The organism is Stagnihabitans lacustris (genome assembly GCF_025950525.1).
In the GTDB taxonomy this organism is placed as follows: domain Bacteria; phylum Pseudomonadota; class Alphaproteobacteria; order Rhodobacterales; family Rhodobacteraceae; genus Stagnihabitans.
On record NZ_JAPDGS010000002.1, the window covers coordinates 1 to 24,073 of the forward strand.

Annotated in this window: 17 protein-coding genes; 12 read left to right on the plus strand and 5 right to left on the minus strand. The window is 63.6% G+C overall.

Features of this window, described 5'->3' with window-relative positions; genetic code table 11:
• Positions 1-82: 82 nt before the first annotated feature.
• Entirely contained in the window at positions 83-574 is a 492-nt protein-coding gene (locus NX862_RS04715) for a hypothetical protein (protein WP_264492732.1), read from the minus strand.
• 130 nt (positions 575-704) lie between these two features.
• On the opposite strand from NX862_RS04715, the gene NX862_RS04720 reads away from it, so the two are divergent.
• From NX862_RS04720 to NX862_RS04735, 4 genes are all read left to right on the plus strand, one after another.
• Positions 705-950 (plus strand): helix-turn-helix domain-containing protein, encoded by a 246-nt coding sequence (locus NX862_RS04720; protein WP_264492733.1) that lies wholly within the window; start codon positions 705-707, stop codon positions 948-950.
• A gap of 949 nt (positions 951-1,899) precedes the next feature.
• Positions 1,900-2,043: a hypothetical protein gene (locus NX862_RS04725; protein ID WP_264492734.1), complete on the plus strand. Its 144-nt coding sequence runs from the start codon at positions 1,900-1,902 to the stop codon at positions 2,041-2,043.
• A gap of 6 nt (positions 2,044-2,049) precedes the next feature.
• Positions 2,050-2,991: a calcium-binding protein gene (locus tag NX862_RS04730; protein WP_264492735.1), complete on the plus strand. Its 942-nt coding sequence runs from the start codon at positions 2,050-2,052 to the stop codon at positions 2,989-2,991.
• On the plus strand, positions 2,945-3,973 hold the full coding sequence (locus NX862_RS04735) for a Hint domain-containing protein (RefSeq protein ID WP_264492736.1): 1,029 nt from the start codon (positions 2,945-2,947) through the stop codon (positions 3,971-3,973). Before NX862_RS04730 ends, NX862_RS04735 begins: the two co-directional genes overlap by 47 nt.
• A 156-nt stretch (positions 3,974-4,129) precedes the next feature.
• On the opposite strand, the gene NX862_RS04740 is transcribed toward NX862_RS04735, so the two are convergent.
• From NX862_RS04740 to NX862_RS04755, 4 genes are all read right to left on the minus strand, one after another.
• Positions 4,130-5,275 carry an amidohydrolase gene (locus tag NX862_RS04740; protein ID WP_264492737.1) on the minus strand — a complete coding sequence of 382 codons (1,146 nt, stop codon included), beginning with the start codon at positions 5,273-5,275 and terminating at the stop codon, positions 4,130-4,132.
• 183 nt (positions 5,276-5,458) lie between these two features.
• Positions 5,459-10,564, minus strand: a complete 5,106-nt coding sequence (locus tag NX862_RS04745) for a RecQ family ATP-dependent DNA helicase (protein ID WP_264492738.1) — start codon at positions 10,562-10,564, stop codon at positions 5,459-5,461.
• Positions 10,565-11,050: 486 nt separating this feature from the next.
• Positions 11,051-12,424 (minus strand): plasmid recombination protein, encoded by a 1,374-nt coding sequence (locus tag NX862_RS04750; RefSeq protein WP_264492739.1) that lies wholly within the window; start codon positions 12,422-12,424, stop codon positions 11,051-11,053.
• A 433-nt stretch (positions 12,425-12,857) separates the two neighbouring features.
• Entirely contained in the window at positions 12,858-14,720 is a 1,863-nt protein-coding gene (locus NX862_RS04755) for a DUF927 domain-containing protein (protein ID WP_264492740.1), read from the minus strand.
• Between the two features lie 651 nt (positions 14,721-15,371).
• Here NX862_RS04755 and fabI point away from each other — a divergent pair.
• The 8 genes from fabI to NX862_RS04795 are packed head-to-tail and all read left to right on the plus strand — an operon-like array spanning position 15,372 to position 24,072.
• A complete protein-coding gene (fabI, locus tag NX862_RS04760; RefSeq protein ID WP_264492741.1) occupies positions 15,372-16,136 on the plus strand; it encodes an enoyl-ACP reductase FabI in 765 nt (254 codons plus the stop codon).
• Positions 16,137-16,145: 9 nt separating this feature from the next.
• Complete coding sequence (locus NX862_RS04765; protein ID WP_264492742.1) at positions 16,146-18,650, plus strand: DUF3141 domain-containing protein; 2,505 nt, start codon at positions 16,146-16,148, stop codon at positions 18,648-18,650.
• 1 nt (position 18,651) lies between these two features.
• Positions 18,652-19,995: a bifunctional enoyl-CoA hydratase/phosphate acetyltransferase gene (locus tag NX862_RS04770; protein ID WP_264492743.1), complete on the plus strand. Its 1,344-nt coding sequence runs from the start codon at positions 18,652-18,654 to the stop codon at positions 19,993-19,995.
• Complete coding sequence (locus NX862_RS04775; protein WP_264492744.1) at positions 19,992-21,116, plus strand: acetate/propionate family kinase; 1,125 nt, start codon at positions 19,992-19,994, stop codon at positions 21,114-21,116. Before NX862_RS04770 ends, NX862_RS04775 begins: the two co-directional genes overlap by 4 nt.
• The gene (locus tag NX862_RS04780; RefSeq protein WP_264492745.1) at positions 21,113-21,769 is read left to right on the plus strand and encodes a CoA transferase subunit A; all 657 of its coding nucleotides are present in this window, start codon (positions 21,113-21,115) and stop codon (positions 21,767-21,769) included. The genes NX862_RS04775 and NX862_RS04780 overlap by 4 nt, the downstream gene beginning before the upstream one ends.
• Positions 21,766-22,419, plus strand: coding sequence for a 3-oxoacid CoA-transferase subunit B (locus NX862_RS04785; protein ID WP_264492746.1), 654 nt, complete (start codon positions 21,766-21,768; stop codon positions 22,417-22,419). Before NX862_RS04780 ends, NX862_RS04785 begins: the two co-directional genes overlap by 4 nt.
• On the plus strand, positions 22,420-23,220 hold the full coding sequence (locus tag NX862_RS04790; protein ID WP_264492747.1) for a 3-hydroxybutyrate dehydrogenase: 801 nt from the start codon (positions 22,420-22,422) through the stop codon (positions 23,218-23,220).
• 9 nt (positions 23,221-23,229) lie between these two features.
• Positions 23,230-24,072 (plus strand): 3-hydroxyacyl-CoA dehydrogenase family protein, encoded by an 843-nt coding sequence (locus NX862_RS04795; RefSeq protein ID WP_264492748.1) that lies wholly within the window; start codon positions 23,230-23,232, stop codon positions 24,070-24,072.
• The last annotated feature ends 1 nt before the right edge of the window (position 24,073 follow it).

Consider the following 24,073-nt stretch of genomic DNA (forward strand, 5'->3'; position numbering starts at 1 on the left):
GGCATCACACCCGCCCAGAAACTGAAGACGGCCGCGTGAGTTCTACGGATGCACCCCGTTAAGAATGGGGGGTTACCGGGGGTCAGGCAGCCCGATCGAAAACTTGGGCAGGCTCGGGCGCTGCAGGATCAACACAATGGTCAGGGCATTGAAGCAGGTTCTCGAAAGCTTCTGAGAATGCATCGAGTGCGATCATTTGGGCCCTGGGCAGGGTCCGAGAGTGTCGGCGCCATTGCCGCTTGCGCAGGTCCTGCGCCAGTTCGCAATATTCGCGGACTTCAGAGGACTTCATTAGCCTGACGAATTCGGCGCAGACCTTCTTCAACCGCGCGGCCCAGGTCTCGCAACCGGCGATGAGCATCACCACCTCTGCCCGATTGACCACCTCTGACCGCATGGCCTCGGCGGTCTTGATCCATCCGTCGAGCGCCGGATCCCATACATCGTCAACTCCAAAGGCTTCGATTTCCGCCAGATCGAAGAGGCTGGCGACAAAGGCGTTGAAGGCGTTCAACACCGGAAGGGTCGAGCAAATCTGTTCCGGTGCGGCGAAGGTCATCTGAAGGTTGGTCATGGCTAAACTCCGTCAATTGAGGCAGTCGAATACGATTCGGTTGCGCTTTTCTGTTCTCGTGTGATACAAATAGATCAAGGAAATCGAGTAATCAAGTAGAAACCAAAAAAAAGATATAAAAGGATCACCCATGTTCTTTCGGGCAGCTCACTTCCGTGCCGCGCGGGCCATGCTGGATGCAAGCCAGGCAGAAATAGCGGCATTGGCTGGCATATCTCTGCCCACGTTGAAAAGACTAGAGAGCGAGAGTTCAGGGCCGGGGCGGGCCAATTCCAGCAACGTCGAGGCCCTTGCAAAAGTCTATGTGGACAAGGGCATCCGCTTTCATTTCCCGGATCGAGATGGCCTCATAGGCGTCTCGCTCGACAACGACTGATGTCTTCTCTTCCCACCATGGCCCTTACGCCTTGCCAGAATTGCAACCCAACGATCGCCACCAGCACTTTCATGCCAGAGCCTGACGCCTTTCTGGCGAATTGCCTGTTGGTCGAAATCGAGGTCGACCCAGCCCAAGCCATGATCTTTGCGCTTGCGGCCGGGTTACCTGATGATCGATTCATGATCCAAGCAAATTGAGTCTGAGCCGGCACCTCAGGTCTCGCCCCGGATCCGGTAGTCGTGCTGGCATTTGCTGTCCCGGGTCAGGTGGCACAGGTCGACGGATCGGGTTCCGTGGATGACTTGCGTCCAGCTCGCATGGCCATAGGCTCCAGCGTGACTCCAAGGGTACGCTTCTTGCCCTTTGCAACCATCCGCGCGTGATCGACATGTTCGGCCCAAAGCGGACGCTCAACCCAACTCCTTTGAATGGCAGCTTCCATGCGCAATTCGTCGGCGTGCATCCCCGGCAGGACGTCGCGTGCCGTGCCCGAGAGAGATGACAAGCGCCACTACTAACGTCACAACAGGATCGAGATCACGTTCGGGCGACTGAAGGATTGATAGCAGGGTCGCAACGCGCCATGATAGGCGCCCGAAGGCATTCCTCTCGGCAAATGCCCTGAGAACACGGTATTGGAAATGCTGTTTTACAGTTCCGCCGCCCTCGGTCGGGAAGAAGTCGATTTCGCCAAACTGGAATGAACTTGAATGAAGTCCGACAACGCCCCCTCGGCCGCTTTAGGAAGTGGATGAGGTTTTCCACTTACAGTCGAAGACGCGTGGCATTTCGGGCGTTGCAACGGCGCACAGTCCAGTGTGGTTCGTTCATCGCGCATGATGTCAGCCGCAGGTGGTGGTGGCAAGGTTCAAGAGTTGATGGTCAAATCCTTCCAGTCCTTTGAGGGTGCGGTTGCAACCAGCGCACCGATTGCGGGCGCAGGCCTATGACGATCTATACATTCCAGATATTCGGCTATGGTGCCAACCCCGAGGCCAGCAGTGGCGGCGGCGTCACAACCGTTTCGCCAGGCGCGCAGCCAATTGCCGTTAGCGTCAACGACAACGACACGGTTCTGAACGAAGTTTAAACCGCCATGGGCGGGGTGGTTGACAGCAACGGCACCTACTCGCAGTTGACGACAACGGCGATGGTTGTGGATGGTGTGACCGTTCCCGTCGGTTCGGCGGTGACATCGGAATATGCAACAACCATCTACAACCAGACCACTGGACAATCCGGTGTCGCATACCAGATCAATTTTTACACAACCGGTGGCTATCCCCTTGCAAACGGCGTTGCGTTCTCCATCCCGGTTTCGGCTGGCGACACGCTGACTTACAACACCTGGTCAGGCGCGGGGCAGACCAGCTATTCCACCTTTGCGCCGCTTTCCAGTGGCCCAATCCCGGATGGCTATGTTGACGGCACGACAGGCGATGATTCCATTGGCAGCGCCTTTACGGATGCCACGGGCGACAAGATCGACAACAATGACGCCATTCTGTCTGGATCATCGGGAAACGATGATTTTGTAAGGGCCGGCGACGGCAATGACACCGTATCGGCCGGTGCGGGCCACGACAAAATCTATGGCGGCAACGGCAACGATTCCCTTGACGGCGGTGCCGGCAATGACTCGCTTTATGGCGAGGCGGGCAATGACACTTTGATGGGCGGCGCGGGCAACGACATCCTGGATGGCGGCGATGGAACCGACCTTGCGAGCTATGCCAGTTCAACCGCGGCCGTCAACGTCAACCTTGCGACGGCCGTCAGCTCGGGTGGATATGCTGCCGACGACACGCTGACCGGAATCGAGAACCTGACCGGTTCAAGCTATAATGACACTTTGACAGGCGATTCCAATGCGAACGCCATCACAGGTGGCGCTGGCGCCGATTCAATCGACGGTGGCACGGGCAACGACCAGCTCTTTGGCGGGTCAGGCAATGACACGGTGCAAGGCGGCTTGGGGCAGGATCTGCTTGATGGGGGGGGACAATGCGGACCTTCTTTTCGGCGGCGCAGGCAATGACACAATCTCCGGCGGGACCGGCGATGACCACATTCTTGGCGGTGCGGGCAATGACAGCCTGACGCTGGGAACCGGAAGCGACATTCTGGATTTGGTGAACGGTGACGGCCAGGACACGGTCACGGATTTCAACATGACTCTGGTCTCGGGCAAAACCACCGACCAGTTGAATGTGGCTGATCTGCTTGATCTGAACGGAAACCCCGTCCGGGTGAATGATGTGGTCGTTACCGATGACGGTTTCGGCAATGCCAGATTGACCTTCCCGAATGGCGAATCCGTCGTCTTGGACGGCATTTCTCCGGCATCCGTCAATTCCTATGCGGCGCTGCACTCCATGGGTATCCCCTGTTTTGTGACAGGAACCCGGATCAAGGTCCCGGAGGGCGACGCCTTGGTTGAAGACCTGCGACCAGGCGATCTGGTGGAAACCCTGGACCATGGCGCCCAACCCTTGAAATGGGTTGGCTCCAAAGTGATGACACCGCAAGAGTTGAAGGATGCGGCCAAGATGCGGCCCGTGCGGATCAAGGCCGGCACATTGGGGGCAACATCGGACCTGTGGGTTTCGCAGCAGCATCGCATGCTTGTCACGCTGAAGGGGCATGAGGTGCTGGTGCGGGCCATTCATTTGGCTCAGGCGGCGATGCGTGGGGTTCGGGTGGCGCAGGGAAGGCGCCAGGTTCGCTACCACCATCTCCTTTTCGCGCAGCACGAGGTGAATATTGCCAATGGCGCGCTCACCGAAAGTTTCTATCCCGGCCGGATTGGACTGAGGGCGCTGGCGCCGATGGCGCGACTGGAAATCCTGAGCCAGCTGCCCGGAATCGGCTCCGGGATCCTTTCCGGGGCGGATCCATCAGAGTACTTCGGACCAACCGCGCGCCGCGAAGTCGTTCGCCGCGATCTAGAGATTCAGGAACTGGGTATTGCTTGGCGTTTCCCTGAACGTTCTCAAGCACAACTAGGCCCGCGACAGTGAAAGTCCGCTTTCCGCCCCTTGCGACGGTCCACGCGTAATCGACGTGTTCGGTCCTGAGTGTATGCAACGACATCCCCGGCTGAAATCCGAAGATCAGCACGGATGAAGTGCTTTTTCGGACCTTCGTGGCGATGCATCGTGTTTGAACAGCAGGTGTCAGCCAAGCATGTCTTGGCGAATGCGGTCGAAGATCTCCACACCTTGCGCGATCAGATCATCGGGGAAATCGTAGTCGGGATTGTGCAACGCGGGTCGGTTCTCGCCTGCGCCCAGCAGGAACATGGCGGATCTGGCCACTGTGCCGAAAAGCCCGAAATCCTCGGAGGCGCGCATGGGAAGGCCATGCGTGTCATGGCCGATCCCCAGGGCCTCAAGGCCGCGAATGATGGCCGCAGAGGCCTCGGCCTGGTTGGTGCAGGCGGCAAAGCGATCATGATGGGTGAAGGCGACCGTCAGGCCGTGCTGTGCGGCCAGATCCTGGGCCAAGGTAATGACCTCGCCGCGTAGTGCCGCCATGTCGTCATCCAGCAAGGTGCGCAGGGTCAACCAAAGTTCCCCCTCGCCGGGGGTGATGCCGAAGGCTGGCTCTCCCATCCGCGCGTGACAGATCGAAACCAGCCGAAATCCCGGCACGACTGCGCCCCCCGGACCTGCCGCAAGCGCTGCAGGCATCAAGGCTGCCAGGGCCAATGCAGGCGACAGACCGGTTTCCGGCATCGAGGCATGGGCGGTGCGCCCGCCAAACACGACCCGGAGCCCTTCAGAGGCGCAATTCGCCGGGCCTGCTGCGATCACGGCATGGCCCAGCGGCATGCCCGGCATATTGTGCACCGCGAAGGCCCAGTCAGGCCGGATCTCGGCAAATCCCGGATCGGCCAAGACAGCGGCGGCCCCCGATCCATCCTCTTCTGCAGGCTGGAACAAGAGCACCACGCGCCCCTTCGCAGGCGGGTGGCGGGAGATCAGGCGGGCCAGCCCCATCAGGATGGACATGTGTCCGTCATGCCCGCAAAGATGTCCCTTGCCCGCATGGGTCGAGCGATGCGTGGACTGGGACAGGTCCTCGATCGGCAGCGCGTCAAGTTCGCAGCGGAACATCACCGTCGGCCCCGCTATGGGCGCGCTCCACACCGCCGCGACGCCATGACCGCCCAACCCCGTCAGGATGCGACCCGGGCAAAGCGGTTCCAGCGCCTGCGCGACTTGCGCTGCCGTCCATTCTTCTTGCCCTGAGACTTCCGGATGGCGATGCAGGCGGTGACGGAACTCCGTCAGTTCGACGATATCTGCATTGGTCAGCATGATCTTGTCCCCCTTTGCAGCGACATTCCCAAAGTCGCGCGGATCGTTCTGATCGGCAAGCAGGTCGAGGTTGGTGACTTGCGGGGGCAGAGGTCGGGCCGCATCAACGTCCCAGGGTCAGGTGGCGCGTACCAGCTGTGATCGGCCCTTTTCGGCTGGTCAAAGCCACGACGCGCCGGTGGCTCACATGCTCTCCTGTCGGAAGACGAGGTCCGGCAGCACGGTTTCCCATTGATCGCGCTTCAGCATGCCCTGCCAGGCCTCTTCGTTGTCGGCCTTGCGCCATAGGACGACGGCTCCGACCTGGCCCCGGACCAGCCTCCCCGGGGGCGGTTGCCACTTGCCCGCCATGCGGCTTAGCACCCGGCCCTTTGTGTCCAAGATCAGCCATTTGCCGTCCCGAAGGTCCAGGGTGACGCGGTCGCCGACCTGCGTCTCGGCCATGGCCTGAAGGGAGGGGCTGACATCGGCCAAGCGCCCCGCGAAGGAGAGATCGACCGTCTTCATGTCGGGCAGCAGGTATTGATCCGGCTCGGGCAGGTCCGAGGCCCGGGGCGGGGGGATCTTGCGCAGAAGCTCGGCCTCGCTGTCGGCCGTGACGAAGACATGGGCGCCCGAGGTCACCACGGCCAGGGTCCGCTTCGCCCGCGTCATGGCGACATAGAACAGGCGGCGCGGCGCCTCGCTGTCCTCGCCCTGCGACAGCCCCGCCCAGCCGCCGTTCAAGATCACCACATGGTCGAACTCCAGCCCCTTGGAGCGATGCGCGGTCAGGAGCAGGCAACCGCGCTGACCCTCACGCACGTCCCGCGCCCATTCGGCCAGCCATTCCACCGCATCGGGCACCGGGATGGTCTTGGGCCCCAACTCGCGGGCAAGGTCGGCGATGCCCTCGGCGATCAGATCGACCCAGCGGTTGGGGGTCTGACGGTTCAGGACGTCCAGGATGTCCTGGACCTTCAGCATCGCGGCAGGCGTCGCCCGCAAGCCCGCCACCAGCGCCCGCATCTCGCGCAGGCGCCAAACCGAGGGCAGCTCTTCGTTCGCCATCTGCACGGGATGGCCCAGCTTTTCCAGATAGGCCCGCACCGGCCCCAGACGCCGCCAATCGCGCGAGATGATCGCGGTCCGGCTCCAGGCGAAGTCGGGGTCAAGATGCGAGAGGCGCACCAACTCGTCCACCGCCGCCATGGCCTGCGCCGTCTCATCGGCGGCAACATCCAGGAACTGGACGCGGCCCCGTGCCACCGGGTCATGCACCGCCATCACCCCGCCGCCGGGGTCCAGCCCGCGGACATGGTCCACGGTGATCGGATGGCCCGATTTCATCCGGTCGCGGGCGGGCTCGATCACCTGGTTGGCGGCGTCGATGATGTGCCGCGTCGAGCGGTAATTCTCGGTCAGGAACTTCGGTTTCGCCCGGTAATCCTCTTCGAACCGCCGGATGAAGGAGACCGAGGCGCCGGTGAAGGCATAGATGTTCTGGTCGTCATCCCCCACGGCAAAGAGGCTCAGCCGTTGGTCGGGGTCCTCCAGCGACCGGCCCGCGACGGCGGCGATCAGGGAATATTCCTCGGGGCCGATGTCCTGGTATTCGTCCACCAGGATCCAGCGATAGCCCTGGATGAGTGCTTCGCGCTGTGCCTCGGCCTCGGCGCGGGACAGGCCCTCGCCATTAATGAGGCGGACGGCCTCGCGCAGGATGCCGTCGAAGTCCTGCTCCTCGGTGCCGGTGAAGGAAGCCCCCACCAGCCGCATCGCCAGCGCATGACAGGTGGAGACCGTGACGAAGGCGGCGTCCTCGCCCACCAGGTGGCGGAGCCGGGCGCGGATCTCGGCCGCGGCATGGCGGTTGTAGGTCAGGACGAGGATGCGGCTTGGATCTTCGCGCCGCACCCGCAGCAGATAGGCGATGCGGTGGACCAGAACCCGGGTTTTGCCCGAGCCGGGACCGGCCAGGACCAGGACATTGGTCTCCTCGCGGTCATCGGCCACGATGTCCTGCTGGGTCGGATTGCCGAGGTCGTCGACGATCTGGCGCCAGGCGCGGCCGGTGGTCTGACGCCGCAGCTCCACCGACCGCCCCGGCATCCAGCGGCGCAGGAACTGGTCCTGCGGCAAGGCGAAGTAATCGCCCGACAGGCGAAGGGCCTCGTCGATGTGATCCAGCCCCTTCTTGGCAAACTCATCCATGACATGGGTCTGGATCGTCTGCTCGCGGTAATGGTCCAGAAGCGGCTGGTAGTCCTTGGCCACAAACCCCGCGCGTGAGGGGTTGAGGTGGACAGTCATGGCAGACCGAAAGACGGTCAGCCCCTTGCCCAGGGTCAGCACCTGCTGCTCATGCAGCCAAAGAAGCGCGCGCTCCATCAGCTTGGTCATGTCGCGGACCGCTCCGGCGATGACCGCATCGGCCATCAGCACCGCCAGAAGCGCGCCCAGCGTGGTTTCCACCTGGATATCCTTGCCTTGCGTGCCAGCCGGCACCTTGGCGATCAGGAACTCCATCAGTCGTTCGGCTGCGGCCCAGCGGAGTGCCGCGGTCTGCTCCACCACCCGCCATGTGCGTTGAAGGGTGACGTCCAGCGTCCGGGAGGAGAGCTTTTTCAGCCTTATGTTCCCCTGACCGCCTTCCTCGTCGCGCCCATCCCGCTCGACCGACCGCAAGAGCCGCTCCAGGATATGCGGCCCCGCGCCCTCGTGACCCAGCTCCTTCATTCTGTGGCTGGCCAGCGTCAGGTCCAAGGGCCCCGCCTCCGGTGCCATCTCGCGCATCGTGGCGACCAGGGTCTTCTCCAGCCCCATTGCGGCAGAGAACCTGACGCGAGAAGCGTTTGCGATGCCGACATGGACCTGCACCGTGATGGCGATGTCGTTGCGCGCCAGCCCAAGGGCCTCGAGGTCGGCCATGGCCTTGGCCAGCCCGCGATGGGTCAGGCCCGCGATCCCGGTCAGCTCATCGGTCGAGATCCCCCGGTCGGGGTCCGCGTTCATCATGTGGCGCAGGATGTCCAGGAACTGCTTGCGCCGCGCGCCGGTGATCGCCGCCCTTTCCAGGACTTGCGCGGCCGCGTCCAGGCTGGGCACCAGCAGGGACGAGGGAAAGACCTGCACCCTGTTCTCCTCGCGTGAGACGAGGGTGGCTTCTTCCAGCCAGGCGACGGCGGTCTTGACGCGGGTGTCCTCGGTCGTGCTGTCGCGCAGGAAGTCGTGGTCCTTCTCCTCCCGCAGGATCTCTCCGCTCGTAGCGACAACCTTGCCGCCGTTGCGGCCCTGTTCGTCGATGCGCCGCAGCGCCTTGAGGATGGCGCCGATCTCGTGCCGCTCCAGCCGTGAGCGGGCCGAGAGGGTGAATTGCCGCTCGATGTCGTCGGAGTGGTAGAGCAGCACGCAGGTGGCAGGCCTGCGGTCACGGCCCGCGCGCCCGGCCTCTTGCAGGTAGTTCTCCAAAGAGCCCGGGATATCGGCATGCAGCACCAGGCGGATGTCGGGCTTGTCGATCCCCATGCCGAAGGCGTTGGTCGCGGCGATGACACGCAGATCGCCCACCCGAAAGGCCTCTTGCACCGTGCGCTTTTCCTCGGCCGACAGTTTCGCGTGGAAATGGGCGGCCTTTAGGCCCTGGACCTTCAGGGCTGCGGCGACCTCTTCGGTTCCCTTGCGCGAGGCGCAATAGATCACCGCGCCGGACTTGCCCCACGGCGCGCGCAGGTCGGGCATGTGGGTCTCCAGCACCCGCAGGATATCGCCGGGCTTGGTGGTCTTGGCTGTCGCTATCACCTGAAAGGACAGGTTCGTCCGCGTCGACCCGCCGTCAAAAAGCGCCAGCTCCACCCCCAGCCTCTCGCGGAAATGGGCGGTGATGTCACCCACGACCTCGGGCTTGGCGGTGGCCGTCAGGCACAGGACCGGGGCCGGGGGCCGGTCGCCCGAGAACTCGCGGACAAAGCGGCCGATGTAGCGGTAATCGGGGCGGAAGTCGTGGCCCCATTTGCTGACGCAATGCGCCTCGTCCAGCACCCAAAGCCCGACCTCGCGCTGCTTCAACACGCCGCGCACCGAGACCGACCGCAGTTGCTCGGGCGAGATGAGGAGAATGGCGGCCTGACCGAGGCGGACGCGGTCCAGCGCCTCTTGCCGCTCGGGCATGGAGAGCATGCCGTTGATCGTGACCGAGGAGGAGATCCCGACCCTTTCCATCCCCTGGACCTGGTCGGCCATCAGCGCGACCAGGGGCGAGATCACCACGGTCAACGCCCCGGTCTTGTCGTAAAGGGAAAGCGCCGGCACCTGGTAGCAGACCGACTTCCCCGTGCCGGTGGGCAGGATGCCAAGGACGTTGTCTCCGGCCATCGACCGTTCGACGATGACCTCTTGCAGGGGGCGGCCCTCGGCGTCCTTCGGTTCAGGGCGGAAGGCGGGGAAGCCGAACCACTTCTGCAAAGCGCCTTTGGGATCGTTCATCACCGCGCACCAGGGGCAGGAGGCCTTGCCACAGTTGGTGTCGCGCAGGTCCCGCACGATCTCGGCGGCTTGCGGAAAGGCGGCGCGGACCCAGGGCGGCATGACGGATTCCCCGCCCGAGACCGAGATCCAGGCCAAAGCATAGGCCAGGGGCCAGGCGCGGCGGGGGTCTTGGAGGGTCTCCAGCGTGGGGGAGACCTGGGCGGCGCAGGCCTGACCTTCCAAAAGCGTGCGGATCGCCTTCAAGGCGGTGGATCGGTCCGGCACCGGCGCCCGGCGGACCTCGGCAAAGACCGCATCGAACCCTGCGCCCCGGTCCATCCGGGTCGAGAGGTAATGCCAGGCCACCAGGGCATCCGGGTTTTGCGCCCTGAAGGCCTGAAGCTGGTTCTCCAGCACCTGAAAGACCAGCCTTGCGTCAAGCTCGGGGTCGTTCACATGCCCCGCCTGCAGCCGCCCGTCGTGATAGTGCTTCACCAGGTGGTGATAGGGGTTCCGCGGGAAGGCCAGCGGGTTCAGCCAAAGCGTGTCGATCGGGGCCTGCATTCTCTCGCGCAGGCGGGGTCGGGCGGCCACCAGATGCTCGATGTCATGGTGAAGGATGTTGTGGCCCAGGATATGGACCCCCTCCAGAGCCTCTTCCAGCCGGTCCAGCGACCGCGACAGGCCGCCTTTTGGGGCCACCACCGCAGGCCCCTCGTGACGCACCGCCGCCAGGTCGAAGATCACTGCTGTCTTCGGGTCGACCTCCAGATCCACCGACAGGCAGCGCTGCAAGAGCGGCTTCTCCTCGGGCCGAGGGCGGAAGAATTTGAAAAGGGCCATCGGGTCCGGAGCAAGTGCATGGAATTGGCTGACCTTATGGCGAAGGGGGGCGCATCGCAAGCCGGGCAGGGAGAGAGCCCCGATCGAGGCTTGGGTCGGCCCAATGCCTCAGGCCGCCGCGGGTAAGCCTCGTTGGTCAAGAATGGCTGCGACCGATGATTTTCTGCGACACCAAAAGGAGTTGATCGACAGTTATTGGCCACCGGCGACGATCCGGTGAAGCGCATCAACAGGGGAAGAGCTGGCATCAGCTGTGCATGGATTTCGTCTTGGGGCAGATATCGGGCCTGTGCCGTCCATTCAATCACAGGTCCAATGTCCGCCTCGTCATCGGTCAGGGCAAACATACCCTCGGCATAGAGCTTCAGCCCCAGGTTCAGCGTGGCGATGACCGAAGCGGCTTTGTCCTGCTCTTTCTTCGTTGAAACGTGCGCAGCTTGGAGGATCTCTCCGGCCTTGATCGTGGTCAGGCTCAGCTGTTGCATTTCAGCGCTCTTCGCAGCGACTTCGGCCTCCAACCGCTGCACCGTCTTTTGTGCCGTCTGTGCCTCGCGCCTCATCGGCTGCCCGCGCCATCTCCTGCGTCGATTTCTGTGCTGCGGCCATCATGGCATTCGCCTCCTCCCTTGCCGCCGCGATGATGCGTGCCGCCTCGGCCCGACCCTCTGAAATCTCGGTCTGACGATACATCGACGGTGGAACATGGCGACGGGGAGGATCTGCCGGCAGGCCCGCCCATTTTGCATGGCGGCGTTCTTCGGCGCGGCGGATCCCTCTGCAGATACCCAGGGGCTGAAGCGCCATGCCAATCAGATCCTGTGCATGTTCATAGTTGGCCAGAAGCGGATTGGCGGCAGACTCGATCAGGCGCTGGCGACTGCGATTTTCGCTGATGCGGAGGTTCCAGACCAAGACGACGAAGTGGATGTGAAAGGCCTCTTCGTCATGATGCGCGCTGACATAACGCAATTGGTCATCTGGAAAGTGGTCCCGCAGGAAGGCCATTGCTGCCTGTTTGAAGGCGAGAACTTTTTCAGGGTCCCATTGGGCTTGCCAGCTTCCGCCGAACCACGCCTTGTTGACGGTCAGGATGCCCTCTCGCAACGGACCCTCGCTGACCCGACGCCAGGGATCAGAGGGTCCCGAGGCAGCCAAGGCGTCAGCGTCCCTGTGGCGCGATTTGCGTCTCAAGGCCGCAACGTGTTCTAGGTGAATGTTCATGCGCGCCTCACGCACTTCATCGCGGACCTGATCGATCCAACGGGGCCCACCGTGCAAAACCTCGTTCATGGCGGAGGCGCCAACATCGACATGCGCCAGATCTCCGCCGCGACGTTCATCATGCATCCGGAATTTCCCGAGAGCCTTGGGGTGCAGTTTCTTGAATGTCAGGACGGCTGGATGGCTGCTCTGGGTTGACGGATTTGGGTCGGTGATGTGCGTGTGGGCGGTCATGAGGCACCTGGTGATCGTGTTCGTCACATCAGGATGCGAGGGCGCGAAGAAAATCCTCGCACAGGTTTTGAAAGATTCCTCGGCCGGATCGCAAGTTTTTGCAGGGAAAGACTCATTAAGTATCTTGCAAGGGCAGGGGGCGATGACCGTCCCCGAGATGGTTCGAAACTGGCCGACCCTGGCGGGCGATCTCGAAAGAACTTCCGGATATTTCCAGCCGGATTCAGGGCTTTGGACTTTCTGTATCCTCGGGGATCCTGTGTTCAGACAGGAGACCGGCATGGACACGAGCGACACAGCCTCACTTTTTGACGACATTGCGCTGTCAATTCGGTTTTCCGATGTCTTGGACCACGAGACCTCGGTGCGGATTGACGGTGAGGAAGGGGCGCTTTTCGAGGACATCCGTGCCCTGGCGGCTGTTCCGGAAGTTGCTGACATTGCGGAAGATCGACGCCCTTCCGTGATCGGGCGCAACGGTGGCGCCTCTGCACTGGACGACCCTCTGCCAAGCCCGGCGGCCGCAGAGGAGGAAAGGCCGTCATGGCCCAATGATCGGCCATATGCCGTCGGGCGACCTGCCCAAAGCCGCCTGCTATCAAAGGGCATGCCGCCCTTCCCCATGCCCTTGAAACCCGTGTTCCGGAAAGAGGGGAAGGCCTCCGGTGTCGTCGTCGGGCCAGGCGTGCCAGGGCCTAGAGGGCTCCATGCCTGCTGTCGAGGTCCGCCCCAAAACCGCAGCGGCCCACGTGTCATCCCTGCCCATGCCAGATCCGAAAGGCCTTGGCCGCCTCCGGACGCCCTCGGCGCCGGGAGGTTGTCGATGTCTTGGCGCATCTCAATCCTCGGAAGGGCCAAGGGCCGCCAGGATTGCAGAGGCCTTCAGGGAATAGACGCGTTTGCGCTCTTTCAACCCGGGAATGCTGATGCGGGAGAGAAGGCAGTTCGCCTCCGTGCCGCGCTGCAACAGACCGTCACCCTCGAGGTCGCGCGCCGCGTTTTGCGGATGCTCGCCCGCGAAGGCGTCGAAGGCGGCAGGCAGGACGTAGAACCAGTCTTTTGTCTTCCAGCCCGTTTCGGTCTGCGCAGATGTGCCGGGCGCGGCCAGATCGACGAAGGCGTCACGCTTAGCGTGGATGCCTTCTGCGATTCTGCGGCAGCGCTGCGAAACCTCGCCATTGCGGCCTGCAAGCCATATCTTGGCAACATCCACCACGGCCGCGCGCGAGGTGCCTGCTTTCCAGGGAAGGATGCCGGCGCGGATGGCAAGTTCACCTGCGACGCTGATCAGCGAGAATGCAGTGAGCACGCGGCCGACGTCGTCTGGCACGACGGCCAGACCCAGGCCTTGCGCGATTTCGTCGAAGGCGCACGCAATCAAGGCGCCGATCTCGGCGCGAAGCTCCGTGTCATGTTTCAGGATCCAGCGGATGAATGCGGGGCCCGCCGTTCCGTGGTTGCGCGCCACGGCATCGCAGATCGCTTTCGAGAAGGACCCGCCGCCCGAATAGCCGTGAAGATCTTCGAAAACCCCATGCGTCCAGCGTCGCACTGGGATGTCGATCATACGCACGGACAACCCATCTGGCGGGTTGAGGCCTGCCGCCGTCATGTAATGGCGCATCGATTCTTCTGCCGTCGACGCGATCACGACCCGCGACCGTTTCGCTCGATTCAGGGCCAGGGTCACATTGCTGCGTGACTTGCCGGTGCCGTTGCCGATCATCATGACAGTCTCGACATGCCAGCGTTCGGGTTCACTTGGGAACTCGTCGAGTATCAGGAGGCCGTCGTTAGCTTCTGCGGCCATAAGTTCTACGGCCGTTGGCGTAGCCCGCCAATTGTTCAAGACACTTGAGTCTTCATAGGCTGAGCCCATCATCTTGAGCGCGGTGCTTTTTCCGGAGCTGTTCAAGCTGTAGAGGTTCAGGCCGATCGAAGCCGCGTTGGTATAGGCGAGCAAAGGGCCTGATAGTGCTGTGGCCAGAGCCAGGATCAAGGCAGGGTTACCCATTGCAAGTGATGCAACCTCAATCTGCCACGTCTGCAAAGTCCCGGCCACGGATTGCAGTGCTTTGCACTCCTTTGTCCGGATCAGGAGACCGTGTGATCCTTGCGTTCGAAGGATTTCGCCATGTCGAGTGGCATAAATGGGGATGCCATCGGGCAAGCGCGCATGGCCTGGTTGCAAAAGAATGAGGCCGAGTATCTTGGGTACGGCATGTCTGATGAAACGGCCCAAGGAACTGGCGGTGCCCAAAAGCGCAAAGCCAAGGCATGCCAGCAAGCAGGCTACCTCCCTCATCGATTTCTCGATCTGCCCGGCGTCGATGATCACTTCCTGCCGCTGACCACCGTGATTGATGAACTCCAAGCCGCAATGCCAGTTCTGCCCCGAAATGTCGCAGAGACGAAAGGCGACGCGGAGAGGGCCGCAGAGGCTCTTTCCGGTCTCCAGATCAACGATCCGGTCCGTTGCGGCATTGAAGCCGAACCCTTCCGGCATGTCGGCGATCATCTTGGAATGCCAGTCAATCGCGTCAGCCCCAGGTGCCTCGTCCATGCGAAATGTGTTGGAAGGGACATGTTCCGGGCCAGCCGGAAAGGCCACCTGACTGCACTGGCCAGGGTCCTTCTGGTGGCTATCGTTGTCCTGATCTTGGTTTTCATGATGTGCTTCATCGTCGTGGAAATCATCCATCGTCCAGTCGTCCTGTCCCTATAGGGGGGGCCCATCATCTTGGATGCGATGACTGGATTATCATTGCTGGTCAGAGGCCTGGGAAGCCGGGCCCGTCAAGATACATGTGAAGAACTTGCTCGTAGGGGTCACTTTTCCCCATGATTTCTCTGGATTGCGTGTGCCTGACCTGGGCCGGGCTTGACATGAGTGGTGCAAAACAGCCCGTCACCGCCGCGTCTTGATGGAACCGAGCCAGAAAATCCAGAATTTCATGAGGCCATCTGTCCAAGGTTTTCGGGGGGGTATGGGCAAACTGTCAAGGGGTTGAGATCCTCTTGGGTGACGGCTGTTTCTTGGACTTGGCGAGGCCCGTCTCTTCGGGGCGTCGGCGGATCTCCATCAAAGCCTTGTCCTCCGAGGAATTGAGAAAGGCCCGCGCATCTCAGCGCGGGCCTTAACCGCCTATCCGGCGGGCAGTAATCTGGATGTGCGCCTCCTTGCGGGCCCCGCACAGTTATTCTCAGCCGCCTGTCCGGCGGAGGGCAACCCCTTCCAAGCACAAGAGGCATTCCCTCGCCGCAGCGCAGAAACGAAAATGACATGCAACCGACATGGGGCTGAATCATCTGGCGCGCAGGCTGAGAGCAGTCCAGCAACCGGAGTGCTTCCATGTTTTCGCTGTCTGGCCAGAAGGCCCTGGTCATCGGTATCGCCAATGAGCAATCCATCGCCTGGGGCTGTGCCAAGGCCCTGAAGGCCCAGGGCGCCGATCTTGCCGTCACCTGGTTGAACGCCAAGGCCGAACCCCATGTCCGCCCTCTGGCCGAAGCGATCGGCGCCGCGATCATGGGGCCGCTGGATGTCTCGGTTCCGGGCCAGTTGGAGGCGATCTTTTCCCAGATCGCCCAGACTTGGGGCGGGCTTGATACGCTGGTCCATTCCATCGCCTTCGCGCCAAAGACCGATCTGCATGGCCGGGTGATCGACTGTTCGCCCGAGGGCTTTGGCCTTGCCATGGATATCTCGGTCCATTCCTTTTTGCGGATGATCCGCCTGGCCGAGCCGCTGATGCCGCAGGGCGGCACCTGCCTTTCGGTCAGCTTCTTTGGCGCCTCCCGCGTGGTGCGGCATTACAACATGATGGGGCCGGTCAAGGCAGCGCTGGAAAGCGCCGTGCGCTATGCGGCGGCCGAGCTGGGGGAGAAGGGCATCCGCGTCCATGCCCTGTCGCCCGGGCCGCTGGCGACAAGGGCGGCCTCTGGCATCGACCATTTCGACGAACTTCTTCAGGCGGCCTCCGAACGGGCGCCGACCCATCAACTGGCCACAATCGAGGATGTGGGGGCGATGGCCGCGTTCCTTGCCTCGAACGCGGCGCGCAATCTGACCGGCGGTGTGCATGACATCGACGGCGGTTTCTCGATCACGGCGTAAGGTAACCCCATGAATGTCTTCGATCTTCTGAACCCCGCCCATCAGCCGGACATTCCGCGCCCGGAATCCGACGCGCTGGCCCTGTTGCAAACCCGCCTGACCGAGGTCAGCGACGAGATCGCGGCGGGCTCTGCGACCGTGGAGCTTTTGACCAAGGCCGCCAACATCCATTCCGCCCGCATGACTGAAGGCCATTCCGCCCGGGCCGAAGCGATCCTGACCCAAAGCCGCGAGGTGATGGAAAGCCTCCGTGACGCCCAGGCCCAAGGCCAGCTTGCGGGCGATGCCATGGCCTGGATGCGCGACGCGATGGAACGCATGGTCCTGACCGTGGATACCCTGCGCAAGCGCGGCGACATCTTCCTTGACCACGAGGCGGCGGGCTGCCCCCCGGTGCTGATCTATGACCACGAGGTGGTGATGGATGGCGCCGATCAGCCCTATCCGTCCAACTACATGCTGTTGCGCATCCTTCCGCCCGAGGGCGTCACGATCGACGACACGCGCCGCCCCTATGTCATCATCGACCCCCGCGCGGGCCATGGTCCGGGGATCGGCGGCTTCAAGACCGACAGCCAGGTGGGCGTCGCCTTGGCTGCCGGCCACCCGGTCTATTTCGTGGCCTTCCGCCGCGAACCCGAGCCCGGGCAGTTCCTGTCCTATGTCACCCGTTCCGAGGCGGCCTTTGTCCGCGAGGTGATGCGGCGTCACCCCAAGGCCTCGCGTCCCGTCATCACCGGCAATTGCCAGGGCGGCTGGGCCACGCTTTTGCTGGCGGCCACCAATCCCGACCTGACCGGCCCCATCGTGATCAACGGCGCCCCGGTGGCGCCTTGGGCCGGGCGCGTGGGCGAAAACCCGATGCGCTATAATGCCGGCGTTCTGGGCGGCACCTGGATTCCCATGATGCTGTCGGACATCGGCGGCGGCATCTTTGACGGAGCGCATCTGGTCGGAAACTTTGAACTGATGAACCCCGGCCGGACCCTCTTTCGCAAGTATACCGACCTGTTTCGTGACATCGACAAGGGCGACGCCAGCTTTCTGGAGTTCGAAAAGTGGTGGGGCGGGTTCTTCCTTTTGACCGAGGCCGAGATCCGCTGGATCGTCGAACAGCTGTTCGTCGGCAACCGTCTGGTGAAAAACGAAGCCCGGATCGAGCCCGGCCGCCCCATCGACCTGAAAGCCATCCGCGCGCCGATCATCGTTTTCGCCTCGCATGGTGACAACATCACCCCGCCGCAACAGGCGCTGAACTGGATCGCCGAGACCTATGCGGATGTCGATGAAATCCGCATCCGCGGCCAACGCATCGTCTATATGCTGCATGATCAGGTCGGCCATCTGGGGATCTTCGTCTCCTCCCAGATCGCCAAGAAGGAACATTCCGAAGTCGCCTCGACCCTGAAGACCATCGAGGCGCTGGCCCCGGGTCTGTATGAGATGCGCATCGAGGATGTCATCGAAAAGGACGGCCAGAAGCATTTCACCGTGGGCTTTGCCGACCGCACGCTGGACGATCTGCGCCTGTTGGATGACGGGGCGCAGGATGAACGCCCCTTTGCCGCCGTGGCCCGTTCGGCCGAGGTTCAGGCCCAGCTTTACGACAGCCTGATCCGTCCCATGGTCAAGTCGCTGGTCACCGAGACCACGGCCGAGATGACCCGCGCGCTGCATCCGCAGCGGCTGTCGCGGGCGCTGATGTCCTCGCAGAACCCGATGATGCAGGGGATGGAGGCATGGGCTACCCAAGTCCGCGACCAGCGGCAAAAGGCCGATGCCGCCAACCCTTTCCTGGCGATGGAATCCCTGTGGGTCAATGCGACCGAACAGGCCATAGACCTGATGCGCGACATGCGCGACATGAACCATGAACTCAGCTTTTTCACCATGTGGTCCACGCCCTGGGCCCGCGCCTTTGGCCGCAGCCATGAAACCCGCCGGACGCTGAAAAGCCACGGGGAACTCCGCGGCCTGCCCGAGGTCGCGGCAGCCCTGATGACGATCGAGCAGGGTGGCTTCGCCGAGGCCGTCATCCGCATGCTGGTGCTTTTGGCCGAGAATCGTGGCCAGGTGCGCCGCGACCGGCTGGAGCGGTCTTCGGCTGTCTTGACCCAGGACGAGCCCTTCCGGTCCTTGGGGGCCGAACGTCGGGCGATGATGATCCACCAGCAAACCCTGATCGCGACCTTCGAGCCCGAAAGCGCCGTCGACACTCTGCCGCTGCTGCTGAAACCCGAAGAGCGCGAATTGGCGCTGAAGGTCGTGCAATTCATCCCCGGCGCGATTTCGGAAATGTCGCCGCGCACGCTGGCCATGCTGCAACGCTTCCATGAGGTCCTGGGCCTGGCCCCCTTGACCGAGGATGTGATCGCCGACCCGCTGGCGCATCCCGAAGCCTCCGCTGCGCGGGAAACGCCCCCCGAATCCGAGGCCAAACCCGAGGCCAACCCAGAGCCAACATCGCAACCCGCGCGTCCCCGCCGTCGCGTTCCCCCCCTTGGCGAGATCTGATATGCGCCTGACCAACCGCACCTTCGACGAGCTTGCGCCCGGTGACGCGGCAGAGCTTCGCCGCCTTGTCACGCCCGACGACCTTTACGTCTTTGCGGCCTCTTCGGGGAACCTGAACCCGATGGACATCTCGGACAGCCATGCGCGCATTGCGCCGGGGATGTTCGTGGCCTCGCTGATCTCGGCGCTTTTGGGCACCGACCTGCCGGGACCGGGGACCTTTTACCGCCGGCAAGAGATGGACTTTCAGGGTCTGGCCCATGCGGGCGACGAGCTGACCGCCCGCGTCGAGGTGCTGGAGAAGCGCGCCGATGGCACGGTGCGCCTGTCCACCACCGTGCGCCGGCAAGACGGCGCGCTGGTGATCTCGGGCGAAGCGCTGGTCATGGCCCCCACCACCAAGTTCGATCAGGACATGGAACTTCCCGGCCTGATCGTCCAGCGCCACCGCCATTTCGAGGCGCTGGTGGCCCGCGCCAAGGCCCTTGCCCCCTTGCCCACTGCGGTGGTCTGTCCCGACGAGGCCAATTCGCTGGGCGGGGCGCTTTTGGCGGCGCGCGAAGGCATCATCGCCCCCATCCTGATCGGCAACGCCGCCCGCATCGCCCAGACGGCCACCGAGATCGGCACCGACCTGACCGGGATCGAGATCATCGACACGGCCACCGATCAACAGGCCGCAGCCCATGCCTGCGCGCTGGTCCACGAGGGCCGGGCAAGGGCCGTGATGAAGGGCCATCTGCACACCGATGACCTGTTGAAACCCATGCTGGACAAGGCCCAGGGCCTGCGCATCGGGCGACGTTTCACCCATGTCTTCGTCATGGATGTGCCGGGTCAGGCCGAACCGATCCTTGTATCGGATGCCGCGATCAACATTGCCCCGGACCTCGCCACCAAGGTCGACATTTGCCAAAACGCCATCGACCTGGCGCGTGCCCTGGGCATGGACCCGCGCGTGGGCGTGCTCTCGGCGGTGGAAACCGTGAACCCCGCCATCCAATCCTCGATCGACGCGGCTTTGCTGTCCAAGATGGCCGACCGAGGCCAGATCACCGGCGGCCAGGTCGAAGGACCGCTTGCGATGGACAATGCCGTCGATATGGGGGCCGCGCGCACCAAGGGGCTGAAAGGCTCTGTCGCGGGGCGTGCCAATATCCTGGTCGTGCCGGGATTGGACGCCGGGAACATGCTGGCCAAGCAGCTGGCCTTCATGTCGCATGCCGAGGGCGCAGGGCTGGTCCTGGGCGCCCGCGTGCCCGTCATCTTGAACTCACGCTCGGACAGCCCGATGTCGCGCCTGGCCTCTTGCGCGGTGGCAGCCCTTTACGGAGCCGCCAAATGACCCGCGCTGTCCTGACTTTGAACGCCGGGTCGTCCTCGCTGAAAGTGGCGCTTTACCCCGAGGCGGGGGATATGCCGCTGGCCACGGGCCTGGCCGACCGCATCGGCCCGGACGGGCATCTGCGGCTAAAGCTGCCCGACCTGCACGAGACACCGCGGATCACCTCTCATGGCGTGGCAATCGAGGCGGTGATCGACGCCCTGACCCTGCGCTGGCCGGACCTTGACCTTGTGGCCGTGGGCCACCGCGTCGTCCATGGTGGCTTGCGCGAGACCCATGCGCCCATCACCCCGGACCTGCTGACCGAGCTGGAGGCGCTTTCGCCCTTCGCCCCCCTGCATCAGCCGCATAACCTGGCGGGCATCCAGGCCGCGATGCAGGCCTTTCCGGGCGTGCCGCAGGTGGCCTGTTTCGACACGGCCTTTCACCGCACGCACCCCTGGGAGGCCGATACCTTCGCCCTGCCGCGGCGGTTCTATGACCAGGGTGTCCGGCGTTATGGCTTTCACGGGCTGAGCTATGACTATGTATCCTCGGTTCTGCCCGCGGATCTGACCCGCGTGGTCGTGGCGCATCTGGGCAACGGCGCCTCGATGTGCGCGATCCGCGACGGGCGGTCCATCGCCTCGACCATGGGGTTTTCCGCGCTGGATGGGCTGCCGATGGGCACAAGGTCGGGGCAGTTGGACCCGGGCGTCCTTTTGTATCTGATGGAACAGCAGGCCATGAGCCCGGCCGAGATCAGCGACCTGCTTTACAAGCAATCCGGGCTTCTGGGCCTGTCGGGGATTTCCAACGACATGCGGGTGCTGGAGGCCTCTGACGCCAAGGAAGCGGCCCAGGCCATCGGCTATTTCACCCTGCGCTGCGCGCGAGAAGTGGCGGGGCTGGCGGCGGCGATGGGGGGCATAGATGGCTTGGTCTTCTGTGGCGGCATCGGCGAGAACTCGGCCCGCGTCCGGCGGCAAATCTGCGCGGGCCTGGGCTGGATGGGCATCACGCTGGACGAGGCGCGAAACCTTGCGCATGGGCCCGAGATCGGGGCCGGAGGCGTGCGTGTCCTTGTCGTGCCGACGAACGAGGAACTTGTGATCGCCAAAGCCGCAAGAGGTGTCGCATGAAGGGCGCGTTGAAACCACACGAGGCGGCGGCGCTGATCGCGCCGGGGGCCAGCCTGATGATCGGCGGGTTCATGGGCGTGGGCACGCCGGAACGGATGATCGACGCGCTGGTGACGCGGGGCGTGGGTGACCTGACCGTCATCGCCAATGACACGGCCATGCCGGGGCGCGGCATCGGCAAACTGGTCTCGGCGGGTCTGGTGCGCCACTTGATCGTCAGCCATATCGGGCTGAACCCGGAAACCCAGGCCCGGGTGATCGCCGGTGACATCACCTGCGAGTTGGTTCCGCAAGGCACCCTGGTCGAACGCATCCGCGCGGGCGGCATGGGGCTTGGCGGCGTGCTGACCCCCACGGGGCTTGGCACCGAGGTTCAGGACGGCAAGCAGGTGGTGACGGTCGAAGGCCGCCCCTTCCTGGTCGAAACGCCCCTGAAGGCCGATTTCGCCCTGATCGCGGCCTGGCAGGCGGATTACGTCGGCAACCTGAACTACCTGCTGACCGCGCATAACTTCAATCCGATCATGGCCTTGGCCGGAGCGCGGGTGATTGCCGAGCCGGATGCGATCGTGCCGGTGGGGATGATCCCCCCCGATGCGGTCAAGACGCCCGGCGTGCTGGTCGACCACCTTCTGACAGGAGCTTTCGCATGAGCGACGCAAAAGACCTGATCGCCGCCCGCGTGGCGCAGGAAATCAAGCACGGCATGCTGGTGAACCTTGGCATCGGGCTGCCCTCTTTGGTTGCGGGCTTTGTGCCCGAAAGCCTGGGCGTGTTTTTCCAGGCCGAAAACGGGGTCATCGGCCTTGGCGCCCGCCCGCCCGAAGGGATGCAGGACCGCCACCTGACCGATGCGGGCGGTGGCTTCGTCACCGCCGTTCCAGGTGCTGCCAGCATCGACAGCGCCATGAGCTTTGGCCTGATCCGCGGCGGGCATCTGGACATGACGGTGCTGGGCGGCTTGCAGGTCGACGCCCTGGGGCGGCTCGCCAATTGGAAAGTGCCGGGCAAGATGGTGCCGGGCATGGGCGGCGCGATGGACCTTGTCACCGGGGCCGCCCGCGTCATCGTGGCCATGCAGCATGCGGCCAAGGGCCAGTCCAAGATCGTGATGGCCTGCACGCTGCCCCTGACCTCGACCCGGCGTGTCGATCTGATCGTCACCGACTTGGCCGTGATCGAACCCAGTGACGCGGGCCTGACCCTGCGCGAACGCGCCCCCGGCATCTCGGTGGCGGAAATCCTTGCCGCCACCGAAGCCCCCCTGATCCTGCCCGAAGACATCCCGGAAATGAGGCTGTAAATGCGCGACTTTACCGACACTTCCGCGTTTCGTGTGGCCGTTGTCACCGGATCGACCTCGGGCATCGGGCTGGCCATCGCCCGGGCCCTGGCCGAGGCGGGCCATGCCGTCATGCTGAATGGCCTGGGCGACCCGGCGGAAATCACCACCCTGCGCGAGACTCTGCAAACCGAGACCGGCGCCCCCGTGGCCTTTCACGGCGCCGACATGTCGGACCCCGCGCAGATCGCGGACCTGGTGCAAGCCACCGAAACCGCCTTTGGCCGCGTCGATATCGTGGTGAACAACGCGGGCATCCAGACCGTGGCGCCAATCGAGGATTTCCCGGTCGACCGCTTTGACCTGATCATGCAGATCAACCTTCATGCCGCCTGGCATCTGGCCCGCGCGACCTTTGGCGGCATGAAGGCGCGGGGCTGGGGGCGGGTGATCAACGTGGCCTCGGCGCATGGGTTGGTGGCCTCTCCGTTCAAGTCGGCCTATGTCATGGCCAAGCACGGGCTGGTCGGCCTGACCAAGACCCTGGCGCTGGAGGGTGCCGAACATGGCATCACGGCCAATGCGATCTGCCCGGGCTATGTGCTGACCCCCCTGGTCGAACGCCAGATCCCCGAGACCGCCAAGGCGCGTGGCCTGACCGAGGATCAGGTGATCCGCGATGTCCTTCTGGCCGCCCAACCCACCCGCAGCTTCGTGCAGCCCGGGCAAGTGGGCGCGCTCGCCGCCTTCCTGTGCTCCCCCGCCGCCGCCCAGATCACCGGAACCGCGCTGCCCATCGACGGCGGCTGGACCGCGCAATAGGAGACCATGATGAAAATCGGCGTGATCGGTGCAGGCACGATGGGCAGCGGCATCGCCCAGGTGGCGGCCCTTGCGGGCTTCAACGTCTTGGTGCAGGACCTGTCGGAACCCGCACTCGAGCGGGCAACGCGGACCATCGGCGACAGCCTGGCCCGGATGGTCAAGAAGGGCGCGATCGAGGCCTCCAAGGCCGATGAGGCCCAGGCGCTGATCTCGACCACCACGGTTTTTGACCTGCTGGACGACCGCGACCTGGTGATCGAGGCCATCGTGGAAAAGCTTGAGGCCAAGGCAGGGCTGATCCGCCGCCTGGATGCGATCTGCCGGGCGGATGCGATCTTTGCCTCCAACACCTCGTCGATTTCGCTGACCGAACTGGCGGCGGCCTCGGCCCATCCGGGGCGCGTCATCGGGATGCATTTCTTCAACCCCGTGCCCGTGATGCAACTGGTCGAGATCATCCGCGCCCTGCAGACCACCGACGCGGTGGCGGCCAAGGTGACTGCCCTGACCGAGGCGATGGGCAAGACCCCCCGCGTGTCCAAGGACAGCTATGGGTTCATCGTTAACCGCCTGATGGCCCCCCAGATCAACGAGGCGATCAACTGCGTCCACGAGGGCCTGGCGACGGTCGCTGACATCGACACGATGATGAAACTGGGCGCCAATCACCCGATGGGGCCCTTGGCCTTGGCCGACCTGATCGGGCTGGACGTGGTCTTGAACATCATGGAGACGCTGTATCAGGGCTTTGACGATCCGAAATACCGCCCCTCGCCGCTGTTGAAACAGATGGTCGCGGCCGGCTACCTTGGGCGCAAGACCGGCAAGGGTTTCTCGGAGTATCGCTGAC